Genomic DNA, 22,324 nt, shown 5'->3' with positions numbered 1-22,324 from the left:
AGCGGACTCCGGTTCCCCCTGAGCGGTGCGCCCGCCCAGACTGTGGGCTGCCTCCGTCTCAGCTAGTGAACAGGGTTCGCCCATGTCCCGGACCACCGCGCCCGCGCCGGCCGACCGCAAGGACGGCGCGACCGCACCTGCCGAGGGCCTCTCCCACGGTCTCAAGCAGCGCCATCTCTCGATGATCGCCCTCGGCGGTGTCATCGGTGCCGGTCTCTTCGTCGGTTCCGGCGCCGGCATCGCCGCCGCCGGTCCCTCGATCGTCATCGCCTACGCGATATCGGGCGTCCTCGTGATGCTCGTGATGCGCATGCTCGGCGAGATGTCCGCCGCGAACCCGGCCTCCGGCTCCTTCTCCGTCCACGCCGAGCGGGCCCTCGGCCCCTGGGCGGGCTTCACCGCCGGGTGGGCCTTCTGGTTCCTGCTCTGCGTCGCCGTCGGTCTCGAGGGGATCGGTGCCGCGAAGATCATGACCGGCTGGTTCCCGGGCAGTCCCGAATGGGCCTGGGTCGCGCTCTTCATGCTGGTCTTCTGCGCCACCAACCTGGCGGCCGTGAAGAACTTCGGCGAGTTCGAGTTCTGGTTCGCGGCGCTCAAGGTCGGCGCGATCGTCCTCTTCCTCGGGATCGGCGTGCTCGCGATCGTCGGCGTCCTGCCCGGCACGGACGCGCCCGGCACCGCGAACCTCACCGGCGAGGGCGGCTTCTTCCCGCACGGCTCCGAGGGCCTGATCGTCGGCCTGCTCGCCTCCGTCTTCGCGTACGGCGGTCTGGAGACGGTCACCATCGCCGCCGCCGAGTCGGAGCACCCGGTGCAGGGCGTCGCCAAGGCCGTGCGCACGGCCATGTGGCGGATCGCGCTCTTCTACATCGGCTCGATGGCGGTCATCGTCACGCTCGTCCCGTGGGGCGACGCGGCGGTCGTCGAGAAGGGCCCGTACGTGGCCACCCTCGACCACCTGGGCATCCCGGCGGCCGGCCAGATCATGAACGTGGTCGTGCTCGTCGCCCTGCTGTCGGCGATGAACGCCAACATCTACGGCGCCTCCCGGATGGCCGGTTCGCTGGTCTCGCGCGGTCAGGGCCCGAAGGCGCTCGGCCGCACCTTCGGCGGGGTCCCCCGCCCGGCGGTGCTCGTCTCCTCCGTCTTCGGCTTCGCCTGCGTGCTGCTCAGCTACTGGCGCCCCGACGACGTCTTCATCTGGCTGCTCAACACGATCGGCGCGATCATCCTCGTCGTCTGGTTCTTCATCGCCGCCTCCCAGCTGGTGCTGCGCCGCCGCACCGAACGCGAGGAGCCCGAGAAGCTGGTCGTGCGGATGTGGGCCTTCCCGGTGCTGACCTGGGTGGCGCTCGCCGGCATGGCGGCGATCTTCGTCCTGATGGCCCGCGAGGAGGGCACCCGGGTGCAGCTCTACTTCACGGGCGGTCTGACGCTGCTGCTCGCCGTCGCCGGTTTCGTGCGCCAGAAGGCCGCGGAGGACCGGACTTCCTGATCCCCGCCGTTCCCCGCCGTCTCCTCCGAAACCCCCGGACCGCCGCTCGGTCCGGGGGTTTCGCCGTGCCGGTCCCGTCGGCCCGCGGGACCTGGGACGAAGGACTGATCAACTGCGTACGCACCTGCTGCTAGCCTGCACTTGCATATAGTTTGCAATAAGCAGGAGCAGTCGAAGGGGCCGGGCACATGGCGATCTACACACTTCCGGAGCTGCCGTACGACTACGCGGCGCTGGAGCCGGTGATCAATCCGCAGATCATCGAGCTGCACCACGACAAGCACCACGCCGCGTACGTCAAGGGAGCCAACGACACCCTGGAGCAGCTGGAGGAGGCCCGCGACAAGGGCCAGTGGGGCGCGATCAACGGCCTGGAGAAGAACCTCGCCTTCCACCTCTCCGGCCACATCCTCCACTCCATCTACTGGAACAACATGGACAGCCCGAAGAACGGGGGCGGCGGCGAGCCGCTGGCCGCCGACGGCGTCGGCGACCTCGCGGACGCCCTCACCGAGTCCTTCGGCTCCTTCGCCAAGTTCAAGGCCCAGCTGACCAAGGCCTCCGCGACCACCCAGGGCTCCGGCTGGGGCGTCCTCGCGTACGAGCCGATCAGCGGCCGGCTCATCGTCGAGCAGGTCTACGACCACCAGGGCAACGTCGGCCAGGGCTCGGTCCCGATCCTGGTCTTCGACGCCTGGGAGCACGCCTTCTACCTGCAGTACAAGAACCAGAAGGTGGACTTCATCGAGGCCATGTGGCAGGTCGTCAACTGGCAGGACGTGAACAGGCGCTACCACGCCGCCAAGGCCTCGGTCCCGCTGATCTCCTTCTGACCGGCGGCGCCACCCCGTCGTCCTGCTCGTGATCGTCTTCTCCACCATCACCGGCGGGCGGAATGACGGAAGAACCCCCGTGATGACGTGAATCACGGGGGTTCTTCCGTACCTGCGGGCAGGGTCACTCGAAGCTGGGCGCCGCCGTCCGGGTGCGCTTGATCTCGTAGAAGCCCGGCGTCGACGCCACGAGCAGCGTGCCGTCCCACAGCCGGGCCGCCGCCTCGCCGCGCGGGGTCGGGGTGACCACGGGACCGAAGAAGGCGACCTCGTCGCCCTCGGGGCCCGGGACCGCGATGACCGGGGTGCCGACGTCCTGGCCGACCTTGTCGATGCCCTCCTTGTGGGAGGCGCGCAGCTCGGCGTCGTACGTGTCCTTGTCGGCGTAGTCCGCCAGGTCCCCGGGCAGGCCGACGTCCGTCAGGGCGCCGACGATCGCCTCGCGGGTGATGCCCTCGCCGTTGTTGTGGAAGCGGGTGCCGAGCGCGGTGTAGAGCTTGCCGACGACCTCGTCGCCGTGCAGCTGCTGGGCGGCTACGACGACCCGGACCGGACCCCACGCCTGGGTCTCCAGCATCTCCCGGTACTTGTCCGGGAGCTCGTCGAGCCGGTTCTCGTTCAGCACGGCCAGGCTCATGACCTTCCAGCTGACGTCCACCGGCCGCACCTTCTCGACCTCCAGCATCCAGCGGGACGTCATCCAGGCCCACGGGCACAGCGGGTCGAAGAAGAACTCGGCGGTGGTCCTGCTTTCGGACATGTCACTCCTCGGTACGGCCGTCGGGAAGGTGGTGCGCCGAAAGGAGGCAACACCACGGGCGGGCGACGGCATTCCCGTGCGCGGGGGTGACAGTGGCACATGGGAGGATCGGTGCTGTTTCGAACGCGCCACGAAGGAGTGACCGTGCCCGGTGAGAACCTGTCCCGCGACGAGGCCCACGAGCGGGCGGCCCTGCTGTCCGTCGACGGGTACGAGGTCGATCTCGACCTGAGGTCGGCGGTCGGCGACTGTGCCGAGGCGGTGCGCACCTTCCGCTCGCGGACGACGATCCGCTTCCGTCGCACCGGCGAGGGCACGAGCACGTTCGTGGACCTGATCGCCCCGTCCGTGTCCTCGGTCACGCTCAACGGACGCTCCCTCGACCCGGCGGTCGTCTTCGACGGCTCGCGGATCGCGCTCGACGGCCTCGCCGAGGAGAACACGCTCGTGGTGGACGCGCGGTGCGCCTACAGCAGGACCGGCGAGGGCATGCACCGCTTCGTCGACCCGGAGGACGGCGAGGTCTACCTCTACACGCAGTACGAGCCGGCCGACGCCCGCCGGGTGTACGCCAACTTCGAGCAGCCCGACCTCAAGGCCCCGTACCGCTTCTCGGTGACCGCGCCCGAGGACTGGACGGTCTGGTCGAACGGCGCGGGCGAGCGGGACGCCGAGGGCGTGTGGCGGTTCGCGGAGACGAAGCCGATCTCCACGTACATCACGTGTGTCGTCGCCGGCCCGTACCACTACGTCACCGACACGTACGAGCGGACGCTGGCCGACGGGACCGAGCTGGAGATCCCGCTCGGCGCGATGTGCCGCAAGGGGCTCGCCAAGCACTTCGACGCGGACGACGTCTTCCTGATCACCAAGCAGGGCTTCGACTTCTTCCACGACAACTTCGACTACCCGTACCCCTTCGGGAAGTACGACCAGGCCTTCGTCCCCGAGTACAACCTCGGCGCGATGGAGAACCCGGGCATGGTGACCTTCCGCGAGGAGCTCGTCTTCCGGGGCAAGGTCACGCAGGCCGCGTACGAGGCCCGGGCCAACGTCATCCTGCACGAGATGGCGCACATGTGGTTCGGCGACCTGGTCACCATGGTGTGGTGGGACGACCTGTGGCTGAAGGAGTCCTTCGCCGACTTCATGGGCTCCTTCGTGAACGCGGAGGCGACCCGCTTCGCCGACAGCTGGGTGACCTTCGCCAACAACCGCAAGTCCTGGGCGTACCGCGCGGACCAGCTGCCGTCCACGCACCCGATCACGGCCGACATCCGTGACCTGGAGGACGCCAAGCTCAACTTCGACGGCATCACGTACGCCAAGGGCGCGTCGGTGCTCAAGCAGCTCGTCGCGTACGCCGGCCGGGACGCGTTCCTGGAGGGTGCGCGCCGCTACTTCAAGCGCCACGCCTACGGGAACACCCGGCTCGCCGACCTCCTCACGATCCTGGAGGAGACCTCCGGCCGTGACATGAGGAGCTGGGCGAAGTCCTGGCTCCAGACCTCCGGCGTGAACACCCTGACGCCCGCCGTCACCTACGACGCGGAGGGCCGGATCACCGAGCTCGCCGTCGTCCAGGAGGGCGGCGAGCTGCGACCGCACCGGGCCGCCGTCGGCCTCTACCGGCTCACCGGCGGGGAGCTCGTCCGGTACGCGCGGGCCGAGACCGACCTCACCGGCGCCCGGACGGTCGTCACCGACCTGGCGGGCGCGGAGAAGCCCGACCTGGTCCTCGTCAACGACGACGACCTCACCTACTGCAAGATCCGCTTCGACGAGGGCTCCCTCGCCACCCTCCGGGCGCACCTCGGTGACATCACCGACCCCCTGGCCCGCGCCCTGTGCTGGTCGGCCCTGTGGAACCTGACCCGTGACGGGCTGATGCCCGCCCGCGACTTCGTCGCCGTCGCGCTCGCCTTCGCGGGCCGCGAGACCGGCATCGGCGTCCTCCAGATGGTGCACACCTGGGCGAAGTCGGCCGTCACCCTCTACGCGGCCCCCGAGTGGCGCGAGCGGGGCGGGCGGCTGCTCGCCGAGGGCGCGCTGCGCGAGCTGCGCGTGGCCGAGCCGGGCAGCGAACACCAGCTGACCTGGGCGCGGTTCCTCGCGGCGACGGCCTCCACCGAGGCCGACTTCCAGCTCCTCGAGGGGCTGCTCGACGGCACGGCGAAGATCGACGGGCTCGACGTCGACCAGGAGCTGCGCTGGGCGCTGCTCTCCCCGCTCGCCGCGCACGGCCGGGCGGACGAGGCCCGGATCGGCGAGGAGCTGGTCCGGGACGACACGGCGACGGGCAAGCGGCACCAGGTCCGGCTGCTCGCCTCGCGGCCCTCGGCCGCCGTCAAGGCGCAGGCCTGGGCGCAGGTCGTCGAGTCCGACACCCTGTCGAACGCGCTGGTGGAGGCGACGATCGCGGGCTTCGCCCAGCCCTCGCAGCGTGAGCTGATCGCGCCGTACGCGGAGAAGTACTTCGCGGCGATCGAGCGGGTGTGGGCCGAGCGGTCGATCCAGATCGGCATCCACGTGGTCCGGGGCCTGTTCCCGGGGCTCCAGGACGACGAGGCGACGCTGGCCGCGACGGACGCCTGGCTGTCGGCCCACGAGTCGGCGGCGCCGGCGCTGCGCCGCCTGGTCCTGGAGGCACGGGACGACCTGGCGCGGGCGCTGCGGGCGCAGGCCTGCGACGGACGCCTGACGGTCTAGCCGCGGTCGGTCTAGTCGGCCGGTCTAGTCGGCCGGTCTAGTCGGCCGGTCCCGAGGAGCGGCGCCCCGGAGAGGGCGCCGCTCCTCGGTGCGCCGGGCGACGGGCGCCGGGTGACGAGCGACGGACGCGGGAGACGGCGCCCGCCGTCGGGGCGTGGTGCCCACCACGCGGCAGCTCTCATCGGCACTCGAACGTGCGTACTTTAGGGCGAGCTTGTCCCTAATTGTCGACGAGCGTGTAACAGGGGTTAGGGGAGCCTTCGGGAGCGGAAGACCCCCGGCATGAACCACAACACCCCCATCACCCCCCGCCCCCTCCCCCTCGCCTCCCGCACCGGGCGCCCCGAACGTCTCGCCTCCGCCGCCGAGTTGAGGGCCCAGGGCCTTCCCGCCTCCGAGGTCGCCGCCCGCTGCCGGCCCGGCGGCTGGCAGCAGCTGCTGCCCGGCGTCTTCCTGCTCCACCCCGGGCCGCCCACCAGCGAGGACCGGCTGCGCGCCGCCCTCCTCTACGCCCGCGGGACCGGAGCCGTCCCCCCGCAGGGGCCCGAGGCGATGATCACCGGGCTCGCCGCGCTGACCCTGCACCGCTTCTCCGCCGCGCCCCCGCTCACCGCCCTGGACCGGATCGACATCCTGGTGCCCCGCACCCGGCGGCTGCGCTCGACCGGCTGGGTGCGGGTGGTGCGCGCCCCCGCGTCCCCCGAGCCGGTGGAGCTGACCGGGATCCCCGTCGCCCCCGTCGCCCGCGCCGTCGCCGACGCGGTGTCCGGGCTCTCGGACGCGGAGACGGTACGCCGGCTGCTCACCGAGGCGGTCAGCGGCGGCCACTGCGAACCCGGCGCGGTGGTGCGCGAGTTGAGCCGCGCCCGGCTGCTCACCCGGCCGCACGTGGTGGACGCGGTGGACGCGCTGCTCGCCGAGGGACGGTCGCTCTCCGAGCAGCGCCTGTACGAGATGGTGCGGGAGTTCGCGCTGCCGGACCCGCTGTGGAACGTGGACCTGCGGCTGCCGGGCGGACCGCACCTGGGCGGGGTGGACGCCTACTGGCCCGACCAGGCCGTCGCCGTCGAGCTCGACACCCGGGCGCCGCGGCAGGACGACGACGCGCTCTGGTCCGAGTACACCCGCAAGCGGGAGCACCTGGAGCGGCTCGGCATCACGGTCGTCCACCTCACCCCGCGCAAGCTGCGCGAGGCGATGGACCAGCAGGCCACCGTGGTGCGTACGGCCCTGATGGCCGCGCCCGACCGGCAGCCCGCCGCGTACGTCGTCGTCCTGCCGCGGTGAACGGCCGGAGGCGGGAGGTCAGTTCATGGGGACCAGGCCGGACAGGGTCGCCGCGGGCCTCGCGGACTTCGCGGACTCCCCGGACTTCGCGGTGAGGCCCTTGGGGTCGGCGCCCTTCGGGGTCGTACCGCAGAACTCGGCGTCGATGACGCTCTGGGTGTCGCCCGTCCAGTCCGCGTTGAAGTTGGCGGCGAGGGTGTGCCGCCCGTCACGGGTGGTGTACGCCTCCGAGATCGAGCCGTGGATGCCGCCGCCGTGGCCCCATATCTCCGTGCCGCAGCCCAGCTTCTGCCACGAGATCCCGAGGCCGTAACGGAACTGGGGGTACTCGGGGCTGACCGGCACCGTGGCGGTCAGCTCGCTCATCCCGGACTTCGGGAGCAGCCGGCCCTTCAGGAGGGCGCGGTAGAAGGTCTGGAGGTCCGCCGAGTCGGAGATCATCTCTCCCGCGGCGAGGGCGAGGGTGGGGTTGAGCTCGGTGACGTCGTGGACGGGGCCGCCCGGCACGTAGAGGGGGGAGTAAGCGCGGCTGCTGGGCTGCGGCACGGTCACCCGGGTGCCGGGGACGCTGGTGGCGCGCAGTTTCAGCGGCTTGATGATCCGGTTCTCGACGGCCTTGCCGTACGGGCGCCCGGTGACCTTCTCGATGACCATCCCGGCGAGGACGTAGTTGGTGTTGGAGTAGCTCCAGCCGGCGCCGGGGGCGAACTCCGGCTGATGGGTCATGGCGACGCCGACGAGCTGCCGGGGCGTCCAGGTGTCGTAGCGGTGCTCCAGGAAGCCGGGGCCGAACACCCGCTCCTGGAAGGCGGGGTCCTCGGTGTAGCTGTAGATGCCGCTGGTGTGGTTGAGCAGCTGGCGGACGGTGATGTTCCGGCCGTCGTGGCCGTTGCCCCTGACCACGCCGGGCAGCCACTTCTCGACCCGGTCGTCGAGGTCGAGACGGCCCTCCGCCTGGAGCTGGAGGAGGACGGTGGCGGCGAAGGTCTTGGTGATGGATCCGACGCGGTAGTGGTCGTCGCCCCCGCGGTCGCCCGCGGTGCCGGTCCACCGGTCGCCTCCCTCGCGGGCCTGGGCGACGGCACCGGGCACCCCTGCGTCGACCGCGGCCTGCAGCGCCTGCTGGGTGGCCGTGTGGTCGCGCCGCTCCGGCGCGGGTGCCGCGAGGGCGGGGGTGGCGAGCGCGGTGGCGGTGAGCCCCGCGACCAGGGCGGTGGCGAGGACGGTGCGGGTGGTGCGTACGGCTGACATGCAGGCTCCCCTGTGACTCTGCTGTGCGTGTGCTGCGGTCGGCGGGGAGGACCACGGGGTGGGCGGGACGGTTGAGCCGGGTGGCGATGGTTGAGCGTCTTTCAGCCTTTTGACAGAGGGGTCAGCCGTTCGCCGGATCGGTGAGCCGGGAGCGGCCGACCGGGGGCCGCTCGCGCCACAGGTCGAGGCCGATGTCGACGAGTTCGACCCGGGTCAGGCCGGGGACGGCGTCGAGCGGATGCCAGGCGGCGAGGTCGGTGGAGCCGCCGGTCTCGTTGCGCAGCGCACCGCCGGTGACCTGGGCCTCGTAGATGATCCGCAGCCCCTGGAAGTCACCGGGGCTCGCGAGGCGGCGCAGCCAACCGCGCCGGATGGAGTCGATCCCGAGGAGGGCCGTGGGCTCGGTGAGGTAGCCGGTCTCCTCCTCCACCTCGCGGACGACGGTCTGGACGGGCTCCTCGCCGTGGTCCATGCCGCCGCCCGGCAGGGTCCACCGCTTGGTGCCGTCCTTCGCCACCCACCGGGCGAGGAGCACCTCACCGTCCCGTACGCACACGGCGTAGGCCGCCACCCTCAACTCCTGCTTCATGAGCAGAGGTTAGAACCAGTAGACGGGATACGTCCGGCCCGAGACGCGGGCCGTCCCGAGGCCGACGGCGACCAGGAGGAGGGAGGCGAGGGCGAGAAGGCCGAGAAACGACCAGAACGGCGGGGCCTGGAGGGCGACGATCACGGCGGTGGCGGCGGCGGGCGAGTGCGGGGTACGGGCCGTCGTCATCACGCCGAGGGCGAGGCCGCCGGCGACGGCGGCGCCCCAGAGGCCGGGGCCCGCCACGGCCAGGACGGCGAAGCCGGTGAGGGCGGAGAACAGTTGACCGCCGACGACGGAACGCGGCTGGGACAGCGGGAGGTCGGGGGCGCCCGCCACGAGCGCCATGCTCGCCGCGAGCGGCGGGACGAGCAGGGGCTGGTCGAGCACGGTGCCGACGGCGACCAGGAGGAGGAGCGCGGCGACGCCGCCGGCGGTGGAGGCGAGCAGGATCCGGGGCCGGGGGCGCGGGGGCGGGCCGGGGCGGGCGGGGGCGGCCCGGGTCCTCGTCGGGGTGGTTCCGGCGGTCGCGGTTCCGTCGGCGGGCAGGGCGGCGTCGGGGGCCGGGGTGGTGGTCACGGGCGGTCCTCGGGTGTCGGTGGGCGGGACGGGGGCGCCCACGGGGATCAGGGCTCGGTCGGATTGGCCGGGGAGTACTCCGGGGGCGACCAGCGCAGGGGGCTGCCCGCCGGGGTCTCGACCGTGCGCTCGACACGGAAGCGGACGAACCGGCCGTCGGGCCCGTACTCCGTGTGCGCGCGGCCGCTGAGCTGGAGGGTGGTGCCGGTCTCCCAGTCGAGGAAGAGCAGACCGGCGCGGCCGTCGGCCTCCAGGTTGCCCAGGGTCAGGAACATGGCGTTGCCCGGGTAGTCGCGCCAGCCGAGTTCCCTGGGCGTGTCGGCCCGGACGAACCCGGGGGTCCCCCCGCGATGGCTGACGTCGACGCCGTCAGGAGCGGCGGTGGCCATGAAGAAGGTGTCCGCCGCCCGGACGTGGCGCATCTGGGCGGGGGTGAGCGCCTCGCCGTGCCGGACGGTTCCGGTCCCGGGGCGGTCGGGATCGGAGCCGTACCACTCTCTCTTCTGGAGGTACTTCGGGCAGTTGGAGAAGACCTGTTCGGCTTCGATCGTGAAGCCGCGCGCGCTGGGCCGGGCGGTGCCGTTGAGGCGCATGCGGCGGCGGGTGCGGGGGTCGAGGGCAATGGTGCCGACGGGCGTGCCGGCGGGGGTGACCGCGTCGGCGAGCGGGTCGCGGGCGGGGACGCCGCCGGCGACGGAGACGGTGTGCGGGCCGGTGGCGCGGGCGAAGCCGGGCGCGCCGGTGAGCAGGCTCGACCAGACGCGGCCCGCGCCGTCCGCCGCGCCGATCATCAGCATCGGCTGGGCTTCCAGGAAGGCGGCGGCGACGGGGCGGATGCCGGGGGTGATGGAGCGGGCCACGTGTTCTGCGAGGTCGCGGACGCCCACGCGGTTCTGGACGGCGAGGGAGCCGGGGTTGTACGGGTCCATGGCGGGCCTCACTGGGGTGCGGGGTCGTGGTGGTGCGGGTGCGGGTGCGGCCCTGGCGCGGGGACGCGTTCATGGCTGTGCCCACCCTCCCCCGGACTCCGTCCGGGGGGACCCCCACGCCCTGCGGAACGATTGCCCACAACCCGGCGGATCCGCTAGAAGAAACCGCAGGCCGGGGCCGTTTCCGAGGGGGCTTCCGCGCCTTCCGCGCCCTTCGGGACCGAGATTTCCAGGCGGGTGCCGTCCGGGTCGTGGAAGAAGATGCCGCCGGAGGCCGCGCCCTCGCGGTGGGCGACGACGCCCTCGTACGCGAAGGAGGTGCCGCGGGCGGTGAGCGCGGCCTCGGCGGCGCGGACGTGGTCGAGGGACTCGGCCTCGAAGGCGAGGTGGTGGAGGCCGGCCCGGCCGGGGGCGTAGGTGTCGTCGGCCTGCTGCCAGAGGGTGAGGACGAGGCGGCCGTCCTGGCCGAGGAAGGCGAAGCGGCTGCCTCCCTCCGCACCCGTGCCGAGGGTCTCGAAGCCGAGGACCTCTCCGTAGAAGGCGAGCGAGCGGTCGAGGTCGGTGACGTTGAGGCCGACGTGGTGGGTGGCGAGTGTGCCGATCGCGGTCATGGCGTAGCTCTCCCTCGGATGGTCGGCCAGCCTCTCGAGCTAACCTCTTAATTTGACTTTAGAGGTTAGAAATGAGCGGCGTCAACCGCTCACGTACCCTTGAGGGGTTAGCTCACCGAGGAGGGTGCCGCCATGACCGCCGTCGACCCCAGGCCGCTCACCGGCGAGCCCGTCTCCCTGGACCTCCTCAACACCCGCTGGAACGAGGAGGGCGTCCGCCAGGACCTGCTCACCGGGGTCGAGGGGCTCGCCGTCTGGCTCGCCGCCAACGGCCTCGACGGGCGGTTCGCCGCCGACGCCGACACCCTGCGCCACACCCTCGCCGCCAGGGACGCGCTCGCCGCGCTCGTCGACCACCCCGGCGACCCCGCCGCCACCGCCCACGTCGACGCCGTCCTCGACCACGGCCGCATCCGGGCCACGCTCACCGCCGAGGGCCCCGGCGAGCGGGCCGAGTTCGCCGACCCGGCCCGGGGCCCCGGCTGGACCGCCGCCCGCGACTACCTCGACCTCCTCCGCGCCGCGCCCGACCGCATCCGGGCCTGCGCCCACGAGGCCTGCATCCTGCACTTCTTCGACACCTCACGGAACGGCACCCGCCGCTGGTGCTCGATGGCGGCCTGCGGCAACCGGGCCAAGGCCTCGCGCCACTACGCGCGCACGAAGGACAACTGACACCCCGCCCACTCGTGACACCCCGCCCACTCGCCCCGGTTGAGGGTGATTCATCCCTGATGGCGTGTCGTCCGCAGTGGCGGATGTACGCCATCGACGCATTCCGCCACCTGCCAACCCTCCACAAATCCCTGTCGTTTACGAAAGGCTGAGCGGTCATCCGGTACCGAAATCCGGACCCTCTCTTTCACAACCAGGGATGTACATGACCCCCCAGAGCTCCATACCCGGGCGCTCGCCCTCCGGGAGACGCGCAGCCCGCATCGCGGCCGCCGCAGGACTCGTCGCCGCGCTCGTCGCGGCCGGTGCCGCCCCGGTCCTGGCCGTCGACGACCCGGCGGCCACTCCCCCGGTGAAGGCGACCAAGCCCTCCGACGAGACCGACAAGCTCGGTGCCACCGACGCCCAGCGCCTCACCGAGGCCGAGGTGAGCGGCGACAGGAACGTCACGATCCTCGTCGCCACCGCCCCCGGCGCCACCGAGCAGGTCGCCGACCAGCTCGACGCCGTCGCGGGCGCCTCCGTCGGCAAGCAGCAGGACGCGCTCGGCTACGTCCGCGCGACCCTGCCGACCGCCAAGGCCGAGGCGGCCATCAAGGCCGCGGCGAAGCTCTCCTCCGTCCAGTCGATCGACCTCCAGGCCGAGATCAAGCTGGACGACCCGACCCCGGACGCCGGCGCGACGACGGGCGCCGTCGAGGGCACGACCGTCACCACGACGTACCCGGCCCCGAGCCGGAACACCCCGGCGAAGAACCCGTACAACCCGTCCCACGAGACGGGCGCGGTCGAGTTCGTCGAGGACCACCCGCGGGCCGACGGCCGCGGCGTGACCATCGGCGTCCTCGACTCCGGTGTCGACCTGGGCCACCCGGCGCTGCGGAAGACCACCACCGGCGAGCGCAAGATCGTCGACTGGGTCACCGCCACCGACCCGCTGACCGAGGGCGACGCCACCTGGCGCGCCCAGATCACCCCGGTCACGGGCCCCGTCTTCACCGCGGCCACCCAGAGCTGGAAGGCGCCCGAGGGCTCCTACCAGTGGAGCCGCTTCAGCGAGTCGATCACCGCGGGCGGCGACCCGGCCGGTGACATCAACCGCGACGGCGACACCACCGACGTCTTCGGCATGCTGTACGACCCGGCCGCCGGGACCGTCCGCGTGGACACCGACCAGAACAACGACTTCACGGACAACGCGCCGATGAAGCCGTACAAGGACGGGTACCAGGTCGGCTACTTCGGTACCGACGACCCGGCCACCGAGGTCGTCGAGAAGACGCCGTTCGTCGTCGAGATCCGCAAGGACGTCGCGATGGACCCCCTGGGCGGGACCTGGGTCGGCCAGAAGCGCGACTTCGTCAACGTCGGCCTCGTCGAGTCCTCCCACGGCACCCACGTCGCCGGCATCACCGCCGCCCACGGCCTCTTCGGCGGCCGGATGAACGGCGCGGCGCCCGGCGCGAAGATCGTCTCCTCGCGCGCGTGCACCTGGACCGGCGGCTGCACCAACACCGCCCTCACCGAGGGCATGACGGACCTCGTCGTCAACCGCGGCGTCGACATCGTCAACATGTCGATCGGCGGTCTGCCCGCGCAGAACGACGGCGACAACGTCCGCTCGCGCCTCTACACCCGTCTGATCGACCAGTACGGCGTGCAGCTGATCATCTCGGCCGGCAACTCCGGCCCCGGCATCAACACGATCGGCGACCCCGGCCTGGCCGACAAGGTCGTCTCGGTCGGCGCGGCGATCTCGAAGTCGACCTGGGCCGCCAACTACGGCTCGGCCGTCACCAAGTCGTACGCCATGTTCCCCTTCTCCTCGCGCGGCCCGCGTGAGGACGGCGGCTTCACCCCGACCATCACCGGTCCGGGCTCGGCCGTGAACACCATCCCGACCTGGCTGGCCGGCGCCGGCGTCGCCGAGTCCGGCTACGCGCTGCCCGCCGGTTACGGGATGCTCAACGGCACCTCGATGTCCTCCCCGCAGGTCGCGGGCGCGAGCGCGCTGCTGCTCTCCGCCGCGAAGCAGAAGGGCATCGCGCTCTCCCCGCTCACCCTGCGCACCGCGCTCACCTCGACCGCCAAGCCGATCTACGGTGTCAAGGCGCACGAGCAGGGCTCGGGTCTGATCGACATCAACGACGCCTGGGACTCGATCAAGGACGGCGCGACCGCCCACGACTACAAGGTCGAGGCCCCGGTCGACACCGCGATCTTCCCGGCCCCGCACACCGGCACCGGTGTGTACGACCGTGAGGGCGGCCTCAAGGTCGGCCAGAAGAAGGTCTACGACGTCACCGTCACGCGCACGAGCGGCCCGGACCGTGCCATCGAGCACGAGCTGGACCTCAAGTACAACGACGGCACCTTCCGCATCCTCGGCGACGACGAGATCGACCTGCCGCTGAACAAGCCGGTCACCGTCAAGGTCCAGGCCCGGCCGACCACCGCCGGTGTGCACAGCGTGATCCTGGAGGCCGACGACGAGCGCACCGAGGGCGTGGACAAGCAGATCCTCGCCACCTCGGTCGTCGCGAGCGACCTGGTCGCGCCCGGCTACGGCTTCTCCGCCGCCGGCACCGTCCAGCGCAACAGCCACAAGTCGTACTTCGTGACCGTGCCGGAGGGCGCCAAGACCCTCGAGGTCGCCATCGGCGGTCTGAAGGAGAAGAGCCAGACCCGGTTCATCGCGATCCACCCGTACGGCGTGGCCATCGAGTCCACCGCGTCCACCGCGTGCTACCCGCACTACAACCCGGCGAACACCTGCCGTCCGGACCTGCGTTCGTACGCCGCCCCGACGCCGGGCGTCTGGGAGATCGAGGTCGAGTCGCGCCGCACCTCGCCCGACCTGGACAACCCGTTCACGCTGGACGCCAAGGTGCTCGGCGCCGACTTCGACCCGGCCGTCCAGACCGTGGCCGAGGCGAAGGTCGGCACCCCGGCCGCCGTCGAGTGGACCGTCACCAACAAGTTCGCCGGCATCGACGGCAAGCTGAAGGGCGGCTCGCTGGGCTCGCAGAAGGCCGAGACCCCGACCATCCAGCACCACGAGCAGCAGACGAAGACCGTCACCGTCGGTGAGGGCGTCGAGCGGCTCGACATCGCGATCGGCAACACGTCCGACAAGGCCGCCGACCTCGACCTCACCGTCCTCCTGAACGGCAAGCAGGTCGGCCAGGCGGCGGACGGCGACTCGGAGGAGTCCGTCTCCCTCCTGAAGCCGGCCGCGGGCACGTACACCGTCGTCATCGACGGCTACGCGGTCCACGCCGAGGGCGGCACGACCTACGACTACAAGGACGTGTACTACTCCGCCGCGCTCGGCAGCGTCCAGGTCGACGACGCCACGACCTACCCGCTGGCCCACGGTGCGAGCGCCAAGGTCACGGCCCAGGTCCTGGTCGCCGGCGCGGCCCCCGAGGGCCGCCAGTTCTTCGGCGAGGTCCAGCTGCTCAACGCCCGCGGCACCGTCGCGGGCTCCGGCAGCGTCCTGATCGGCAGCGTCACCCCGTAACACCGCGAGACAGTGGGGGGCGGGCACCGGAACCGGTGTCCGCCCCTCTCCCGTTCTCCCGCGTGCCGGTCAGCCGGGGTGCGGGCAGTCGACTCCGGCGGACCCCGGAAGCGCCTTCTCCACCCATGCGCGCCCGTACTCCAGATCGTCACGCACCGCTCCGACGTCCTCGCCGAGATCGCCGGGCGGGCGGTCCCCCTCCCGGTGGGTGATCGGCCCCTCTCCGGGGAACCGCGAGACGATGACGAGCATGCGCGTGCCCACCCGGAAGTAGGGATCGGCGGACTCCTCGGCGGGGACGTCCCCGGCCGTGAAGACGAGGCGGGGCTCGCCGGCCGCCGTCCCCGCCGTCCTGGCCTCCTTCTCGGCCCCCTCCTTCTCGGCCTCCTCCTTCTTGTACCTGCGCTCCACGCTCAGGGTGACGCGGACCCCCTGGTCCCCGCCCAGCCGCTCGACCCGGGTCACGGTTCCCTCGGCGATGTCCGTGGCGCACGCGACCAAGCCCTCGGCGGTGAGCTTCGCGTCCTCTGTTCCCCCGTCCAGCTCCCCGTTGTGAGCCACGAGGTACGCCCCTCCGGTCCCCAGAAGGCCCAGCGCGGCCACCGCCGCGACCGCGGCGAGCACCCGCCGCGGAGCACGCCGGCGGCGGGGGCGCGGCGCCGCGGGCGGGGGCGGGGACGCCTCGGGGGCGGGTCCTGCCACCGCCGTGGCGATGAGGGCCAGCTGCTCGCGCAGGGTCTCCACGTCGGCCAGCGCCGCCCGCACGTCGGGGTCCCCCTCGGCCCACTCGGGCAGCGGCCCGTCGGACACCGCCAGCCGTACCGGGTCCCGCTCGTCCCTCTCCACCCTCACACCACCTCGTCCGTGTGCAGCCGGGCGCGCAGCGCGCGCACGGCGGCGTGCAGTCGGCTCTTGACCGTCCCCTCGGGGATCTCCAGCGCCTCCGCGATCTCGGCCACCGGCAGATCGGCGTAGAAGCGCAGCACCACGACCTGCCGCTGCGGCAGGGGCAGCGCGTCGAGCCCCTGCGCGACCGACAGCGTCAGGACCCGGGCCTCCTCGACGCCCGGCTGCTCCGTGCCCCACGGCCGCAGCGCGGTCAGCCGCTCGTCGAGCCGCTCCCGGCGGCGCCGGTCCCGGTGCCAGTCCACCGCGATGTTCGAGGCCACCACCGCGCACCAGGCGGCGGTGGACCGCAGGGGCTCCCGTCCCCTCGCCCGGGACTCCAGGAGCTTCAGCCGCACCTGCTGCACGCCGTCCTGGAGCTCCGCGTGCGGCACCCCGCCCAGTGCCAGGACCGCCCTCACCCGGTCCACGAGGGCCGCGTCCAGCGGATCGTCCGCCGCATCGTCCGCCGCCGGGCGCCGGGCCTTCCTCACTACCGCCACCGTGCCTCCTTCCCTTCCGCGTCCCCCCCTGTGACGCGGAAGCGGCACGAAACGTTCGATCCGGCCCCCGGTCCCACGTCCCGACCTGTGGACAATGGATTGGACAAGGCGCCCCGGGACATACGCATCATGGACCGGCAGCACCCTGCACATACGTACGGAGGAGTCCCCGTGAAGGTCGGAATCGTCGGAGCCACCGGTCAGGTCGGCACAGTCATGCGCAGCATCCTGGCCGAGCGGAAGTTCCCCCTCGACGAGCTGCGGCTCTTCGCCTCCGCCCGTTCCGCCGGCACCGTCGTGGACGGCGTCACGGTCGAGGACGCCTCCACCGCCGACTACACGGGTCTGGACATCGTCCTGTTCTCCGCCGGTGGCGCCACCTCCAAGGCCCTCGCCGAGAAGGTCGCCTCCCAGGGCGCCGTCGTGATCGACAACTCCTCCGCCTGGCGCCGCGACCCCGAGGTCCCGCTGGTGGTCTCCGAGGTCAACCCGCACGCGATCAAGGACCGCCCCAAGGGCATCATCGCCAACCCGAACTGCACCACGATGGCCGCCATGCCGGTCCTCAAGCCGCTCCACCAGGAGGCCGGCCTCACCGCGCTCGTCGCGACCACCTACCAGGCCGTCTCCGGCTCGGGCGTGGCCGGTGTCGCCGAGCTGCGCACCCAGGCGTGTGCCGTGGCGGAGACCGCCGACCAGCTGGCGTTCGACGGCGAGGCCGTCGAGTTCCCCGAGCCCGCCGTCTACAAGCGTCCGATCGCGTTCAACGTGGTCCCGCTGGCCGGCTCGATCGTCGACGACGGCTCCTTCGAGACCGACGAGGAGCAGAAGCTCCGCAACGAGTCCCGCAAGATCCTGGAGATCCCCGGGCTCAAGGTCTCCGGCACCTGTGTGCGCGTGCCGGTCTTCTCCGGTCACTCCCTCCAGGTGAACGTCCGCTTCGAGCGTCCGATCAGCGTCGAGCGCGCCTACGAGCTGCTGAAGGACGCCGAGGGCGTCGTGCTCTCCGAGATCCCGACCCCGCTCCAGGCGGCCGGCAAGGACGCCTCGTACGTGGGTCGCATCCGCGTGGACGAGACCGTCGACAACGGTCTGGCGCTCTTCCTCTCCAACGACAACCTGCGCAAGGGCGCGGCGCTGAACGCCGTGCAGATCGCGGAGCTGGTCGCCGCCGAGCTCAAGGGCTGAGACCGGCCGGTCCGTACGACTCCCCGGAGGGGCGGCACCCGTTCGGGGTGCCGCCCCTCCGGCGTTCGGGCAGGCTGCGGAAATGTGCCGTGCGCCACTGAGGCGGCCCGTGGAAGGATGGGCCAAACGTCACGAAACCGAGGAGTTGACCGGGTGCCTGGCACGAACCTGACCCGTGAAGAGGCTCAGCAGCGGGCGGCGCTGCTGACCGTGGACGCGTACGAGGTCGAACTCGACCTCTCCGGTGCGCAGGAGGGCGGCACCTACCGGTCCGTCACCACCGTCCGCTTCGATTCCGCCGAGGCCGGTGCCTCGACCTTCATCGACCTCGTCGCGCCCGCCGTCCACGAGGTCGTCCTGAACGGCCGGTCGCTGGACGTCGCCGCCGTCTTCCGCGACTCGCGGATCGCGCTCGCCCATCTCGCCGAGGGCCGCAACGAGCTGAAGGTCGTCGCCGACTGCGCGTACACCAACACTGGTGAGGGCCTGCACCGCTTCGTCGACCCGGTCGACGACCAGGCCTATCTGTACACGCAGTTCGAGGTCCCGGACGCGCGCCGCGTCTTCGCCTCGTTCGAGCAGCCCGACCTGAAGGCGACCTTCCAGTTCACCGTGAAGGCGCCGAGCGGCTGGTCGGTGATCTCCAACTCGCCGACGCCCGAGACGCCGAAGGACGACATCTGGGTCTTCGAGCCGACCCCGCGGATCTCCACGTACATCACCGCGCTGATCGTCGGCCCGTACCACTCGGTGCACTCGACGTACGAGAAGGACGGGCAGTCGGTCCCGCTGGGCATCTACTGCCGTCCGTCGCTCGCCGAGTTCCTGGACGCGGACCACATCTTCGACGTCACGCGGCAGGGCTTCGACTGGTTCCAGGAGAAGTTCGCGTACGACTACCCGTTCGCGAAGTACGACCAGCTCTTCGTGCCGGAGTTCAACGCGGGCGCGATGGAGAACGCGGGCGCGGTCACCATCCGCGACCAGTACGTCTTCCGCTCGAAGGTGACGGACGCGGCGTACGAGCGGCGCGCCGAGACGATCCTGCACGAGCTCGCCCACATGTGGTTCGGCGACCTCGTCACCATGGAGTGGTGGAACGACCTGTGGCTGAACGAGTCGTTCGCCACCTACACCTCCGTCGCCTGCCAGGCCTCGGTGGCGGGCACCCGCTGGCCGAACGCCTGGACGACCTTCGCCAACGCGGAGAAGACCTGGGCCTACCGCCAGGACCAGCTGCCGTCGACGCACCCGATCATGGCCGAGATCAACGACCTGGAGGACGTGCTCGTCAACTTCGACGGGATCACGTACGCCAAGGGCGCGAGCGTCCTGAAGCAGCTCGTCGCCTACGTCGGCCAGGACGAGTTCTTCAAGGGCGTGCAGGCCTACTTCCAGGCGCACGCCTTCGGCAACACGCGCCTGTCCGACCTGCTCGGCGCCCTGGAGGAGACCTCCGGGCGTGACCTCAGGACCTGGTCGAAGGCGTGGCTGGAGACGGCCGGCATCAACGTCCTCCGCCCGGAGATCGAGACCGACGAGAACGGTGTCATCACCTCCTTCGCCGTCCGGCAGGAGGCCCCCGCGCTGCCCGCCGGCGCCAAGGGCGAGGCCGTCCTGCGTCCGCACCGGATCGCGATCGGCTTCTACGAGCTGAACGCGACCGGCAAGCTGGTCCGCACCGAGCGTCTCGAGCTCGACGTCGAGGCGGCCGGCCTGACCGCCGTACCGCAGCTCGCGGGCAAGGCCCGCCCCGCGGTCGTCCTGCTCAACGACGACGACCTGTCGTACGCGAAGGTCCGCCTCGACGAGGTGTCCCTGAAGAACGTCACCGCGCACCTCGGCGACTTCGCCGAGTCACTGCCGCGCGCCCTGTGCTGGGCCTCGGCCTGGGACATGACCCGCGACGGCGAACTGGCCACCCGCGACTACCTGGAGCTCGTGCTCTCCGGTATCGCCAAGGAGACCGACATCGGCGTGGTCCAGTCGCTCCAGGGCCAGGTCAAGGCGGCCCTCGACCTGTACGCGGCGCCGGAGTGGCGGGAGGCCGGGCTGACCCGCTGGACCGAGGCGACGCTCGCACACCTCCAGGCGTCCGAGCCGGGCAGCGACCACCAGCTGGCGTGGGCGCGCGCCTTCGCCGCGACCGCCCGCACGCCGCAGCAGCTCGACCTGCTCGCCGCGCTCCTGGAGGGCCGCGAGTCGATCGAGGGTCTGGCCGTCGACACCGAGCTGCGCTGGACGTTCGTCCAGCGGCTCGCGGCGACCGGTGTCTACGACGAGCCGGAGATCGCCGGCGAGCTCGAGCGCGACCGCACGGCGGCGGGCGAGCGGCACGCGGCGACCGCGCGCGCGGCCCGTCCGAGCGAGGCCGCGAAGGCGGAGGCCTGGGCCTCGGTCGTCGAGGACGACAAGCTGGCGAACGCCGTGCAGGAGGCCGTCATCGGCGGCTTCGTGCAGTCCGACCAGCGTGAGCTGCTCGCCCCGTACACGGCGAAGTACTTCGCGTCGATCAAGGGCGTCTCGGAGACCCGCAGCCACGAGATGATCCAGCAGATCGTGGTCGGCCTGTACCCGACGCTCCAGGTCTCACAGGAGACGCTCGACGCGACGGACGCGTGGATCGCCGAGAACGACCCGGCCCCGGCGCTGCGGCGACTGGTGACGGAGTGCCGCGCGGGCGTCGAGCGCGCGCTCAGGGCGCGGGCGGCGGACGCGGCGGCGGCCTGACCGTGCCTGAGAGGTGAGGAAGGGCCCCCGGACCGATGGTCCGGGGGCCCTTCCGGTGTGCGGGGGATCAGCCGAGGGAGTCGATCCACTGCCAGCCGCCGGTGCCGACGGTCGCGGCGGGCGCGAAGCCGGTGGACGTGCCCGGCAGGAACTCCAGGTTCTCCGCGGTGCCCGCGGTACGGGTCGACCACAGGTCGGGGACCTTGTCGCCGTTCGCGTCGCCGGCCGTCAGCAGCAGGCGGCGGTCGGCGACGGCCGCCGCTCCGGCGCCGCCGAGGACGGTCGGGGAGATGCCGAGGTACTGGGTTCCCCGGCTCGGGTACTGCTCGATCTCACCGGTCGCGCGGTCCCGGGCCCACACGTCGGCCTTCTTGTCGCCGTTGACGTCGCCCGGCGTCAGCACGTCGTAGCCGGCCCACTCCTCGTACCCGATCCGGACGGCGGCCCTGGGCGCGAAGGTGGGCTGCCCGGCCGTGGGCCCACCACCGCGGTGCAGCCACAGGCCGGTGACGCTGCGGACGAGGACGTCGGGCAGGCCGTCGCCGTCGACATCGCCCGCCGCGAGCGGCGTGAGACCGCTCCAGCCGGTGGGTCGGCCGCCCATGGCGACGCGCGGGCCGAGCTCGCCGCCGCCGGTATTGGGATAGACCCACAGGTCGTCGCCGATGCGGGCCAGCACGTCCGGATGGCCGTCGCCGGTCCAGTCGCCGCGGTGACTGACGACGGCGCCGGCCCAGCCGCCGGTGCCGATCAGACGCTGGCTGCCGAGGATGCCGTCGCCCGTGCCCGGGTACAGCCGCAGATTGCCGTCGTCCTTCACCGCGAGGAGGTCGGGGCGGCCGTCGCCGGTCAGATCGGTGTCGGCGCCGGAGCCCAGGCGGGCGGCGACGCGGAGCAGCTTGTGGTCGGAGAGCGGCTTGACGCCGGGCGACTCGGGTTCGAAGGCGTCGGCCCGCACGGTGTGGAAGTCGCGCGCGCTGAGGAAGACGTGGTCGAACTTCCTGCCGCTCGCGACGGTCGGCTCACCGGTGTGGCAGGAGGTGGCGCCGCTCGTGAGGCACGGCTCGGTGAAGAAGTCGCGGTCGTTCTCGTCGGCCTCGGCGAACGGTCCGGTGCCGGGCGTGCCGGTGCGGATCGGGTTCAGGGCGGGGTCGTAGACCGCTTCCGTGCCCGCGTTGAGGTCGGTACCGAGGATCACCGGGGCTCCGGCGGCCCAGGTGTCGATGTGCGCCATCACCTGCGCGGAGCCGTTGTCCGGCTTGATGTACTGGGCGAGGTGGGTGGTGCAGGCGAGCGTGGTGCGGCCGTCGACCGGGCCGCGCGCGCAGAGCACCGAGCGGGCCTCCTCGTTCGTCGGCACGGTCAGGTTCGCCGTGTACCGCTCCACGGCCGGTGCCTTGACGAAGACGCCGAGGCCGAACCGGGTGTCGGTCGCGGACCACTTGGCGCAGTCGGAGTCGGTCGTGGTGGAGGTCCACACGCCGCTGTAGCCGGGGAGGGCGCCGCGCAGGGCGGCCCACTGGCCGAAGCACAGCTCCTGGAGCATGAGGGCGTCGGTGTTCCAGGCCAGAGTCTGCTCGACGAGCTCGGCCGTCCAGGCCGTCAGGTCGAGGTCGGTCTGACAGGTGTGCGCGCCGCAGACGTTGTACGTGATCACGCGGACGGGCGGCGCGGTGGCCGGGTCGACGACGTCCTCGGCGAAGGCCGGGGCCATGAGGCCGGAGAGCAGCGCCGCGGCGAGGGCGAGCGCGGCCGCCGACCGGGCCACGCCTCTTCT

The 22,324-nt window shown here is 72.0% G+C and carries 17 protein-coding genes; 8 read left to right on the top strand and 9 right to left on the bottom strand.

All coding sequences use genetic code 11. From position 1 onward, the window contains the following. Nucleotides 1–82: 82 nt before the first annotated feature. Both ACFWUY_RS01435 and ACFWUY_RS01430 read left to right on the top strand, forming a co-directional pair. Nucleotides 83–1,495, top strand: a complete 1,413-nt coding sequence (locus ACFWUY_RS01435) for an amino acid permease (protein ID WP_384100712.1) — start codon at nucleotides 83–85, stop codon at nucleotides 1,493–1,495. 188 nt (nucleotides 1,496–1,683) lie between these two features. Beyond that, nucleotides 1,684–2,328, top strand: a complete 645-nt coding sequence (locus ACFWUY_RS01430) for a superoxide dismutase (RefSeq protein WP_384100710.1) — start codon at nucleotides 1,684–1,686, stop codon at nucleotides 2,326–2,328. A 124-nt stretch (nucleotides 2,329–2,452) separates the two neighbouring features. Here ACFWUY_RS01430 and ACFWUY_RS01425 read toward each other — a convergent pair whose 3' ends face one another. Then, nucleotides 2,453–3,088, bottom strand: coding sequence for a DsbA family protein (locus ACFWUY_RS01425; protein ID WP_384100708.1), 636 nt, complete (start codon nucleotides 3,086–3,088; stop codon nucleotides 2,453–2,455). Nucleotides 3,089–3,232: 144 nt separating this feature from the next. On the opposite strand from ACFWUY_RS01425, the gene pepN (ACFWUY_RS01420) reads away from it, so the two are divergent. Together pepN (ACFWUY_RS01420) and ACFWUY_RS01415 are read left to right on the top strand one after the other, a co-directional pair. Beyond that, on the top strand, nucleotides 3,233–5,797 hold the full coding sequence (gene pepN, locus ACFWUY_RS01420) for an aminopeptidase N (RefSeq protein WP_384100706.1): 2,565 nt from the start codon (nucleotides 3,233–3,235) through the stop codon (nucleotides 5,795–5,797). A gap of 282 nt (nucleotides 5,798–6,079) precedes the next feature. Next, nucleotides 6,080–7,084, top strand: a complete 1,005-nt coding sequence (locus tag ACFWUY_RS01415; RefSeq protein ID WP_384100704.1) for a hypothetical protein — start codon at nucleotides 6,080–6,082, stop codon at nucleotides 7,082–7,084. An 18-nt stretch (nucleotides 7,085–7,102) separates the two neighbouring features. Here ACFWUY_RS01415 and ACFWUY_RS01410 read toward each other — a convergent pair whose 3' ends face one another. From ACFWUY_RS01410 to ACFWUY_RS01390, 5 genes are all read right to left on the bottom strand, one after another. Next, nucleotides 7,103–8,335 carry a serine hydrolase domain-containing protein gene (locus ACFWUY_RS01410; RefSeq protein WP_384100702.1) on the bottom strand — a complete coding sequence of 411 codons (1,233 nt, stop codon included), beginning with the start codon at nucleotides 8,333–8,335 and terminating at the stop codon, nucleotides 7,103–7,105. A gap of 121 nt (nucleotides 8,336–8,456) precedes the next feature. Continuing rightward, nucleotides 8,457–8,924 (bottom strand): NUDIX hydrolase, encoded by a 468-nt coding sequence (locus ACFWUY_RS01405; RefSeq protein WP_384100700.1) that lies wholly within the window; start codon nucleotides 8,922–8,924, stop codon nucleotides 8,457–8,459. A 9-nt stretch (nucleotides 8,925–8,933) separates the two neighbouring features. Continuing rightward, nucleotides 8,934–9,503: an HPP family protein gene (locus ACFWUY_RS01400; RefSeq protein WP_384100698.1), complete on the bottom strand. Its 570-nt coding sequence runs from the start codon at nucleotides 9,501–9,503 to the stop codon at nucleotides 8,934–8,936. 47 nt (nucleotides 9,504–9,550) lie between these two features. After that, on the bottom strand, nucleotides 9,551–10,432 hold the full coding sequence (locus tag ACFWUY_RS01395; protein WP_384100696.1) for a pyridoxamine 5'-phosphate oxidase family protein: 882 nt from the start codon (nucleotides 10,430–10,432) through the stop codon (nucleotides 9,551–9,553). Nucleotides 10,433–10,587: 155 nt separating this feature from the next. Next, nucleotides 10,588–11,043 (bottom strand): VOC family protein, encoded by a 456-nt coding sequence (locus ACFWUY_RS01390; RefSeq protein WP_384100694.1) that lies wholly within the window; start codon nucleotides 11,041–11,043, stop codon nucleotides 10,588–10,590. Between the two features lie 132 nt (nucleotides 11,044–11,175). Here ACFWUY_RS01390 and ACFWUY_RS01385 point away from each other — a divergent pair, with 132 nt between their 5' ends. Both ACFWUY_RS01385 and ACFWUY_RS01380 read left to right on the top strand, forming a co-directional pair. Then, on the top strand, nucleotides 11,176–11,718 hold the full coding sequence (locus tag ACFWUY_RS01385; protein ID WP_384100692.1) for a CGNR zinc finger domain-containing protein: 543 nt from the start codon (nucleotides 11,176–11,178) through the stop codon (nucleotides 11,716–11,718). A 199-nt stretch (nucleotides 11,719–11,917) separates the two neighbouring features. Further along, nucleotides 11,918–15,241, top strand: a complete 3,324-nt coding sequence (locus ACFWUY_RS01380) for a S8 family serine peptidase (RefSeq protein ID WP_384100690.1) — start codon at nucleotides 11,918–11,920, stop codon at nucleotides 15,239–15,241. 69 nt (nucleotides 15,242–15,310) lie between these two features. Here ACFWUY_RS01380 and ACFWUY_RS01375 read toward each other — a convergent pair whose 3' ends face one another. Both ACFWUY_RS01375 and ACFWUY_RS01370 read right to left on the bottom strand, forming a co-directional pair. Further along, nucleotides 15,311–16,087 (bottom strand): hypothetical protein, encoded by a 777-nt coding sequence (locus ACFWUY_RS01375; RefSeq protein WP_384100688.1) that lies wholly within the window; start codon nucleotides 16,085–16,087, stop codon nucleotides 15,311–15,313. A gap of 2 nt (nucleotides 16,088–16,089) precedes the next feature. Next, complete coding sequence (locus ACFWUY_RS01370) at nucleotides 16,090–16,629, bottom strand: RNA polymerase sigma factor (protein ID WP_384100686.1); 540 nt, start codon at nucleotides 16,627–16,629, stop codon at nucleotides 16,090–16,092. Between the two features lie 171 nt (nucleotides 16,630–16,800). Between ACFWUY_RS01370 and ACFWUY_RS01365 the strand changes: the two genes are divergently transcribed. Next, nucleotides 16,801–17,817 carry an aspartate-semialdehyde dehydrogenase gene (locus ACFWUY_RS01365; RefSeq protein WP_384100684.1) on the top strand — a complete coding sequence of 339 codons (1,017 nt, stop codon included), beginning with the start codon at nucleotides 16,801–16,803 and terminating at the stop codon, nucleotides 17,815–17,817. 153 nt (nucleotides 17,818–17,970) lie between these two features. After that, nucleotides 17,971–20,547, top strand: coding sequence for an aminopeptidase N (pepN, locus tag ACFWUY_RS01360; protein ID WP_384100682.1), 2,577 nt, complete (start codon nucleotides 17,971–17,973; stop codon nucleotides 20,545–20,547). 67 nt (nucleotides 20,548–20,614) lie between these two features. Here pepN (ACFWUY_RS01360) and ACFWUY_RS01355 read toward each other — a convergent pair whose 3' ends face one another. Next, nucleotides 20,615–22,315: an FG-GAP-like repeat-containing protein gene (locus tag ACFWUY_RS01355; RefSeq protein ID WP_384100680.1), complete on the bottom strand. Its 1,701-nt coding sequence runs from the start codon at nucleotides 22,313–22,315 to the stop codon at nucleotides 20,615–20,617. Nucleotides 22,316–22,324: the final 9 nt, after the last annotated feature.

The organism is Streptomyces sp. NPDC058664 (assembly GCF_042716635.1).
GTDB lineage: Bacteria > Actinomycetota > Actinomycetes > Streptomycetales > Streptomycetaceae > Streptomyces.
This window is presented reverse-complemented; position numbering and strand designations above follow the sequence as displayed.

Excerpts from the sequence above, each read along its gene's own strand:
- ACFWUY_RS01395 (WP_384100696.1), bottom strand. The coding sequence starts at position 10,432 with ATGGACCCGTACAACCCCGGCTCCCTCGCCGTCCAGAACCGCGTGGGC.
- ACFWUY_RS01385 (WP_384100692.1), top strand. The coding sequence starts at position 11,176 with ATGACCGCCGTCGACCCCAGGCCGCTCACCGGCGAGCCCGTCTCCCTG.
- ACFWUY_RS01380 (WP_384100690.1), top strand. The coding sequence starts at position 11,918 with ATGTACATGACCCCCCAGAGCTCCATACCCGGGCGCTCGCCCTCCGGG.
- ACFWUY_RS01430 (WP_384100710.1), top strand. The coding sequence starts at position 1,684 with ATGGCGATCTACACACTTCCGGAGCTGCCGTACGACTACGCGGCGCTG.
- ACFWUY_RS01415 (WP_384100704.1), top strand. The coding sequence starts at position 6,080 with ATGAACCACAACACCCCCATCACCCCCCGCCCCCTCCCCCTCGCCTCC.
- ACFWUY_RS01410 (WP_384100702.1), bottom strand. The coding sequence starts at position 8,335 with ATGTCAGCCGTACGCACCACCCGCACCGTCCTCGCCACCGCCCTGGTC.
- ACFWUY_RS01405 (WP_384100700.1), bottom strand. The coding sequence starts at position 8,924 with ATGAAGCAGGAGTTGAGGGTGGCGGCCTACGCCGTGTGCGTACGGGAC.
- ACFWUY_RS01390 (WP_384100694.1), bottom strand. The coding sequence starts at position 11,043 with ATGACCGCGATCGGCACACTCGCCACCCACCACGTCGGCCTCAACGTC.
- ACFWUY_RS01435 (WP_384100712.1), top strand. The coding sequence starts at position 83 with ATGTCCCGGACCACCGCGCCCGCGCCGGCCGACCGCAAGGACGGCGCG.
- ACFWUY_RS01425 (WP_384100708.1), bottom strand. The coding sequence starts at position 3,088 with ATGTCCGAAAGCAGGACCACCGCCGAGTTCTTCTTCGACCCGCTGTGC.